This is a genomic window from Rhizobacter sp. P2_H2, from assembly GCF_056403375.1.
Window position 1 is genome coordinate 1 of the sequence record NZ_JBFUFP010001834.1, and the last position, 542, is coordinate 542.

The following is a 542-nucleotide window of genomic DNA, read 5'->3' on the forward strand; positions in this document are numbered from 1 at the left end:
GGACCGGCTCGACGAACTGAAGACCGAAATGAGCATCAGCGGCGGGCCAGGGCGCGTGAGCGTCAACCTGCTGTCACGCCGCGAGACGCTGCCGCAGGCGATCGCGCTGGTCGCCGACCTGCTGCGCAACGCCAGCCTGCCGGCCGACGCGCTGGACGAGCTGAAGCGCCAGACGCTGGCCGCGATCGAGCAGCAGCGCAAGGAGCCGGAGAGCGTGGTCGACAACGCGCTCGGCCGCATCGGCAACCCGTACCCGCGTGGCGACGTGCGCTACGTGCGCAGCTTCGACGAGATGGTGCAGGACGTGAACGGCCTGACGCTCGCGCAGGTGCAGGCCTTCCACCAGCGCTTCTACAGCGCGGCGCACGGTGAGTTCGGCGCGGCCGGCGACATGGATGTGCCGGCGGTGAAGGCAGCGCTGCAGGCCGCGTTCGCCGGCTGGCAGAACGCCGAGCCGTATGCGCGCGTGCTGCAGCCGCTGGTGCCGATCCCGCCGCAGCGCGTGGTGCTGCCGACGCCCGACAAGCAGAACGCGACGATGC

1 protein-coding gene is annotated in these 542 nt (G+C 71.2%); it reads left to right on the forward strand.

Translation table 11 applies throughout. The annotated features are described in order from the left end of the window. Positions 1–542 (forward strand): M16 family metallopeptidase (locus AC1D15_RS36485; protein WP_477829930.1); only part of this gene is annotated, 542 nt, incomplete at both ends.